The sequence below is a fragment of the Rhodococcus sp. (in: high G+C Gram-positive bacteria) genome (assembly GCF_049591685.1).
Lineage (GTDB): Bacteria > Actinomycetota > Actinomycetes > Mycobacteriales > Mycobacteriaceae > Rhodococcoides.
This window is the reverse complement of the sequence record NZ_JBAWFH010000480.1, coordinates 1-6,325: the sequence shown is the minus strand read 5'-3', so window position 1 is coordinate 6,325 and position 6,325 is coordinate 1. Positions and strand designations below refer to the sequence as shown.

Genomic DNA, 6,325 nt, shown 5'->3' with positions numbered 1-6,325 from the left:
ACTCCTTGGTTGGGTCCCGCCGAGATACCCCCCAACTGCGCACGGAAACACGGAAACACGGACTACGTATGCGGGCTCGGCCTCGTCCGGTACGTTCCTCGCATGACACGTCCGTTCGTGCTGATTCCCGGCGCGGGCGGTGACCCGTGGTACTGGCATCGCGTCGAACGCGAGCTCTCGAACCGAGGCAGCGATGTCGTCGCTGTCCGACTTCCCGCTGCCGATCCGGAAGCCGGGCTGGCCGACTACACCGCAGCTGTCATCGACGCAATGGGCGGCAGCACCGACGCGGTGCTCGTCGCCCAGTCGCTGGGCGGATTCACGGCACCGCTGGTTGCGGCGAGGAAAAGTGTCGCCATGATCGTCTTGGTCAACGCGATGACGCCGAAACCCGGCGAGTCACCGGGAGACTGGTGGGGCGCAACCGACCTCGAATCCGCGCGGCGCGAGCAGGCGCGTCGTGACGGTCGTGATCTCGATACCGAAGATCAGTTCGCCGACGTCTTCTTCCACGACGTGCCCGCTTTCGTCACGGAAGAGGCACTTACTCGCGGTCCGATCGATCAGTCCGATGGCCCTTTTGCGCTGCCGTGGCCTCCCGACGCATGGCCTGACGTTCCGACGCGATTCCTGCAGGGTGTCGACGACCGGTTCTTCCCCGTGGAGCTGCAACGGCGACTGGTCGAAGAAAGGCTGGGCATCACCGTCGACGAGATGCCGGGTGGGCATCTACTCGCCCTGTCGCGCCCGGTCGAACTTGCAGACCGGTTGGAGTCCTACAGGTCGGAACTCGAGGCTGAACGGCTTCCTCGAACAGAGTAGGACCTGCTCGAACCGCCCGCCTCGCTCAACGCTTGTCGTGCAGCTCGCGGGCCTCGAGAACGATGGGAAGACTGTTCTCCACGAGTTCGATCAACGCCGTGAGCTGGTCAGCGATCTGCTTGCCGAGCGGAGTAAGGCTGTACTCGACTTTGGGTGGAATCGAGCCCTGCACCGTCCGAACAACCATGCCGTCACGCTCGAGTGTTTGCAACGTCTGCGACAACATTCGCTCACTGACGCCGTCCACTCGCCGGCGCAATGCGTTGAAGCGGTAGTCGCTTTCGGCAAGGGCGGCAAGAGCGAGGATGCCCCACCTGCTGGTGGCGTTCTGTAGCGCCTCCCGCGAGAAGCAACCACGTGCGAAAACGTCCGCCTCGATGGAGGGGTCGGTATCGCTCATGTCGACAATAGTAGCGCATCACTTGCCATAAGTAACTTTGCTTTAAGCTTGCACTAGCAAAAGAGTAAGTGCAGAGTGGGTCCAGTCGGACAGACAACCAAAGGAGCCGTCATGACCACAGCAGTAACCGGAGCAACAGGACACCTCGGCGGACTGGTCATCCGAGGACTGATCGAACGTGGAGTCTCCGCAGGCGAGATCGTCGCGGTCGCCCGTGATGCCGAGAAAGCGCGACCGCTCGAGGACCTCGGAGTACAGGTACGAATCGCCGATTACGGCGACACCGAGGCTCTGACGGCAGCTGTCGCAGGCGTCGACAAGCTTCTGCTGATATCCGGCACCGATATGGGAACGCGAGTCGCGTCTCACGGCAACGTCATTCGCGCGGCTGAGGCGGCGGGAGTCTCGTTCATGGCGTACACGTCACTGTTGAAGGCGGACACCTCGACGTTGACCCTCGCGCCCGACCACCTCGCAACCGAGGAACTACTCGCGGCGTCGTCGATACCTGCCGCGATTCTCCGGAACGGCTGGTACTGGGAAAACTACGGCGGAACCGTCCAACAGGCTGCCGACAACGGCGCGCTGCTGGGCTCCGCACGAACCGGCAAGCTGGCGGCAGCATCACGCGCCGACTATGCGGCGGCCGCAGTGGAAGTACTGCTGTCCGACGACCAAGCCGGCAAAATTTACGAACTCGGTGGCGACGAACGGTTGACATACGACGAGTTGGCGGGCGTCATCGCGAGCATCATGGGAAAGCCGGTGGTGTACAGGGATCTACCCGAAGACGAGTACCGCGGGGCGCTCCAGGGTGCAGGTCTACCTGCGGCCCTGGCAGAGATGCTTGCGGGCGCTGACGCAGGTATCGCTCGCGGTGACTTGGATACCGACTCCGGCGACCTCCAGAAACTGATCGGCCGGTCGTCAACGCCCGTAGCCGACGTGCTGGTCTGACGGACGCCGCATTCGCCTGCCCGTCGCACATATTCAGTCGGCGTGCCGGGCGGGCGAAGCGGATGGACCCGTGACAACGACGATTGCTCGAGCCGTATCGGACGACGCCCGGTGTCTCGGATGGACGGCTCCACCGAGGCCCATCCGACGGCGCGCCGCCGCCAGGACGGGGCGAGGTGCCGCGCGTTCAGTCGACCGGGGCAGCCCGCTCCCGCATTGTTCTTTCGGCGTTTCGCCGGCTGTAGGCGAAGTAGATGACGATGCCGATAGCCATCCAGATCAGGAATCGAATCCATGTCTCCACCGACAGATTGACCATCAACCAGAGACATGCAACGACAGCGACGATGGGAATGAACGGCATCAACGGAACTTTGAAGCCGCGCTCGAGATCTGGACGAGTCCGTCGAAGGACGACGACGCCGATCGACACCAGAACGAATGCGAACAGCGTGCCGATGTTGACCATTTCTTCCAAGGCGCCGATCGGAAAGAATGCCGCGAGTACTGCAACGACGAACCCGACGATCATTGTGATGCGGACCGGCGTCCCTCGCTTGCCGGTGCGCGCCAAGACGCGCGGGGCCAAACCGTCGCGCGACATGGCAAACAGGACTCGGGTCTGTCCGAGCATCAAGACCATGACCACGGTCGTGAGGCCGGCGAGCGCACCGAACGAAATGATGTTCTTGGCCCACGTCAGACCGTTCAGGTCGAATGCCGTCGCCAACGTCGAGTCCTCGCCGGCCAGCTCGGTGTAGTTGACCATTCCGGTCAGCACGAGCGTTACTGCTACGTAGAGAACCGTCACGATGGCGAGCGACCCGAGGATTCCGCGAGGAAGTGCTTTCTGCGGCTCTTTTGTCTCTTCGGCCGTGGTCGCCACGACATCGAAACCGATGAAGGCGAAGAACACCAGACTCGCAGCCGCGAGGAGGCCGTACCACCCGAACGTGCTGCCACCCGCGCCGGTGACGAAGGAGAACAGGGACTGATGAATGCCCTCTCCCGTCGAACCTTCCTGTGCCGGTGGGATGTAAGGCGAGTAGTTCTCCGCTTTGATGTAGAAGGCGCCGACGATGATGACCAGTAGAACCACTGCGACCTTGATTGCCGTGATGACCAGTGACACGCGCGACGACAGTTTCGTTCCGCTGGCCAGGAGACCGGCGATGACAACGACGATGAGCAGTGCGCCCCAGTCGACGTCGAGTCCGGCCACGGTCAGGGTCGGTGAGGCCGAGCCGAGAACTTCGCCCAGATACAGCGACCATCCCTTGGCCACCACCGACGAAGCCAGGGCGAATTCCAGGATGAGGTCCCAGCCGATGATCCATGCGACAAACTCGCCGAAGGTCGCGTACGAGAACGTGTACGCGCTGCCTGCGACGGGAACGGTCGAGGCGAACTCCGCGTAGCACAGCGCCGCGAGGCCGCAGGCCGCTGCCGCCAGAACGAAGGCGAGAGACACCGAAGGCCCAGCGACATTGCCCGCGGTGCGAGCGGTCAGAGTGAAGATGCCGGCCCCGATCACGACAGCCACACCGAACACCGTGAGGTCCCACGACGTCAGTTCTTTGCGAAGCTTCGTATCGGGCTCATCGGTGTCTCGAATGGATTGTTCGACCGACTTGGTCCGAAAAATCCCCGTCTTCCTCGGTGCTCTGGGCAAACGCTCTTCCATCGCTGTGTTCCACCTGTCGTCGTCTTCTTCTCGAGCACCTGCCGCGAACGAGTTCGTTGGAGAACGTCTCGCGCGGCATCTCACTCTAAACGGGAGGGCGAACATCCAACCCGAACCCGTCGAACTCGTAAGCGATCGGGCCGCCGTGGGCGGTTTGACAGGGACGCTCGAGTCGCGACTGCTAGAGAGCAGTCTCGAATTGTGCGTCACCGACGACGTCAATGCCCAGGTTTCTCGGAACCACGCTCGACGATGTCACGAGCGAGGTCGGCGACGGAGAGGTTGACGTCCTGCGACAATTTGGACAGCAGTTCGAACGCACGAACTGCATCGATGTCGTAGCGCTCCATGATCATTCCCTTGGCCTGACCGATGACGTCTCGGGAAGCCAGAGCCGACCGGAACTGCTCGGCCTTGCCGGCCGTGTACAGGGCGATGGCAGCGTGAGTGGCCAGCATGGTTCCGATTTCTTCGTCTTCGTCGCTGAACGCATCGGGCGCTTTCCCGAAGACATTCAGCGCTCCGACGGCGCCGTCGTCGGTATACAGCTGGAACGACAGTGTGCTGTGCACTCCTGCGTCGACCGCTGCCGGCCCGAAGCGGGGCCACCGTTCGTCCGCTTTCAGGTTGTCGCTGCGTACGACTATGTCTCGTCGTGCCGCGTCCACACACGGACCCTCTTGCAGCTCCTCTTGCAGCTCGTCGAGGCGGATCGGGAGGTCGCTCGTCGAGGCGTGGGACTTGAATCCCTTGCGTCCGTCGATCATGAGTATGTCGGCGCAGTCGGCGCCGTCGATAAGCCCGACCGCGCTGCGGGTGACGCCGCCGAGGGTTTTCTCCAGGTCGTTCGGGAGAAAGAACGACCGAGATGCCTCGGCCAGCAGCTGTCCTACAGTCTCCCGCGTGCGTATTTCGTTCGTATCCACTTCAACCGCCTCCCATCCGCTGCACGCAAGGGAGGGCAGTTCCGTGAACGGGCCGTAGCGCTGCCCCGTTCAGCGGGACCTCGTCGCACTAGCCGAGTCCGTTTGAAAGAAAAACTAGATTTCAGCCTACCGCTCACCGCCGAACGCCGAAGGCACGGTTCGGCCGCGGGCTACCCGCTGATCGCAGACCCATACCTCGCTCAGGCAGGTTCCTGCATCACTCCGAAGTGGCGGGCGATTCCGGAGACGCCGGGGAGCTCTTGCACCGGGCTCCAGGTGAGGAGACCGTCGGCGCTGTCCGAATAGAGGTACCTGCCTTCGGTGTACGCGTCGAGATAGATTCGCCAGTGACCGCTTTCCAACTGGACCAGCGCCGGGCCCTCGCGGAACGTGCCCCAATCCCCCGGCGGAACAAACGCGTAGGGCCCGAGCAACGACGGTGCAATCGCGTGCTCGATGACCTTCTTGGTTTCGTTCTTGGTGAACGCGTGGTAGGCCGCACCCACCTTGACCACCGTGGTGTCGATTCGGTCTGCGCCCATACCTACCAGCGGGACCGGCGTGCTGAACGATCCGAGCGAGGAATCTTCCGCTGTCATCAGGTAGGGAACAAATCCCCCGCCGGTGGACAGCGAGACGATGATGTTGACGCTGTCGCCGTCGACGAACCATTCGGGTGCCCATGCCTTGGTCACGAACGGAGACAGCGTCGGTCCGTCCGAGAAGCCGGCCGAACCGGTAAGGAATGGTGGGCTCGCCGAACCGGTTCCATCTCCCGTGCCCGGCAACAGCGCGCAGCAGAACGGAATCGGATAGTTCTGCAGAAACGTCCACTCCACGCGGTCGGTACTGCGCGCGAGGCCGATGTTCGCACCGTCGACCGTCGTGTACGTCAAGTAGTACATCCCGTCCGTGTGCCGAAAGATGCTCGAGTCACGGACGACTCCGGACGGAGGGCTGTACGCGGCCCGCTGCACGATTTCGAACGTCGTGCCGTCCCTGGACTCGTAGACATCCATGTCACGGTCGCTGTCGTTGCTGAACGCCACCATCGTGTAGCGCGAATCAGGTGGAGCGGCGCTGCTACCGGCGGGAAACGTGACGAGCACGCCCGCGACAGCGAGCATCACCGTCGCCAGGGCGGACAGTCGTGGTCGGGTCGTCTGCGTCACCGACGAAGTATGTACCACTCGACTGCATCATGCGTCACTTCCGCCACACGAACCGGTTCCCGTTGTGCATCGACCTTCCTCGAGAGGATCAGCGCAACTGGGCACCCGTCGCCGCTCGGACTTGATCTTCGGTGATCCCCGGTGCGGTTTCCACGAGCACGAGTCCGTCTTCGGTGACGTCGAGGACGGCCATGTCGGTGATGATGCGCTGAACGCATCCGATGCCCGTGAGCGGAAGCGTGCAGGACTCCAGCACTTTGGGCTCACCGTTCTTCGACACGTGTTCCATCATCACGATGACGCGACGCGCGCCGTGGACGAGGTCCATCGCACCGCCCATGCCCTTGACCATATGCCCGGGGAT

General features: G+C 62.8%; 7 protein-coding genes. 2 read left to right on the top strand and 5 right to left on the bottom strand.

Annotation, left to right across the window (positions count from 1 at the left end):
• The first annotated feature begins 102 nt into the window (after nucleotides 1–102).
• Entirely contained in the window at nucleotides 103–822 is a 720-nt protein-coding gene (locus tag WBQ44_RS19845; protein WP_495568381.1) for an alpha/beta fold hydrolase, read from the top strand.
• A gap of 25 nt (nucleotides 823–847) precedes the next feature.
• Here WBQ44_RS19845 and WBQ44_RS19840 read toward each other — a convergent pair whose 3' ends face one another.
• Nucleotides 848–1,222 carry a winged helix-turn-helix transcriptional regulator gene (locus WBQ44_RS19840; RefSeq protein WP_495568380.1) on the bottom strand — a complete coding sequence of 125 codons (375 nt, stop codon included), beginning with the start codon at nucleotides 1,220–1,222 and terminating at the stop codon, nucleotides 848–850.
• 111 nt (nucleotides 1,223–1,333) lie between these two features.
• On the opposite strand from WBQ44_RS19840, the gene WBQ44_RS19835 reads away from it, so the two are divergent.
• Nucleotides 1,334–2,179 carry an SDR family oxidoreductase gene (locus WBQ44_RS19835; protein ID WP_495568379.1) on the top strand — a complete coding sequence of 282 codons (846 nt, stop codon included), beginning with the start codon at nucleotides 1,334–1,336 and terminating at the stop codon, nucleotides 2,177–2,179.
• A 187-nt stretch (nucleotides 2,180–2,366) separates the two neighbouring features.
• On the opposite strand, the gene WBQ44_RS19830 is transcribed toward WBQ44_RS19835, so the two are convergent.
• From WBQ44_RS19830 to WBQ44_RS19815, 4 genes are all read right to left on the bottom strand, one after another.
• Complete coding sequence (locus tag WBQ44_RS19830) at nucleotides 2,367–3,863, bottom strand: amino acid permease (protein ID WP_495568378.1); 1,497 nt, start codon at nucleotides 3,861–3,863, stop codon at nucleotides 2,367–2,369.
• A 218-nt stretch (nucleotides 3,864–4,081) separates the two neighbouring features.
• Complete coding sequence (locus tag WBQ44_RS19825; RefSeq protein WP_495568377.1) at nucleotides 4,082–4,789, bottom strand: GAF and ANTAR domain-containing protein; 708 nt, start codon at nucleotides 4,787–4,789, stop codon at nucleotides 4,082–4,084.
• Nucleotides 4,790–4,989: 200 nt separating this feature from the next.
• A complete protein-coding gene (locus tag WBQ44_RS19820) occupies nucleotides 4,990–5,916 on the bottom strand; it encodes a glycoside hydrolase family protein (RefSeq protein WP_495568382.1) in 927 nt (308 codons plus the stop codon).
• 133 nt (nucleotides 5,917–6,049) lie between these two features.
• On the bottom strand, nucleotides 6,050–6,325 hold a 276-nt coding region (locus WBQ44_RS19815; RefSeq protein WP_495568376.1), incomplete at its 5' end, for a CoA-transferase.

Bases quoted from the DNA above. Each gene is read 5' to 3' on its own strand.
- WBQ44_RS19840 (WP_495568380.1), bottom strand. From the start codon at position 1,222: ATGAGCGATACCGACCCCTCCATCGAGGCGGACGTTTTCGCACGTGGT.
- WBQ44_RS19820 (WP_495568382.1), bottom strand. From the start codon at position 5,916: ATGCTCGCTGTCGCGGGCGTGCTCGTCACGTTTCCCGCCGGTAGCAGC.
- WBQ44_RS19830 (WP_495568378.1), bottom strand. From the start codon at position 3,863: ATGGAAGAGCGTTTGCCCAGAGCACCGAGGAAGACGGGGATTTTTCGG.
- WBQ44_RS19845 (WP_495568381.1), top strand. From the start codon at position 103: ATGACACGTCCGTTCGTGCTGATTCCCGGCGCGGGCGGTGACCCGTGG.
- WBQ44_RS19835 (WP_495568379.1), top strand. From the start codon at position 1,334: ATGACCACAGCAGTAACCGGAGCAACAGGACACCTCGGCGGACTGGTC.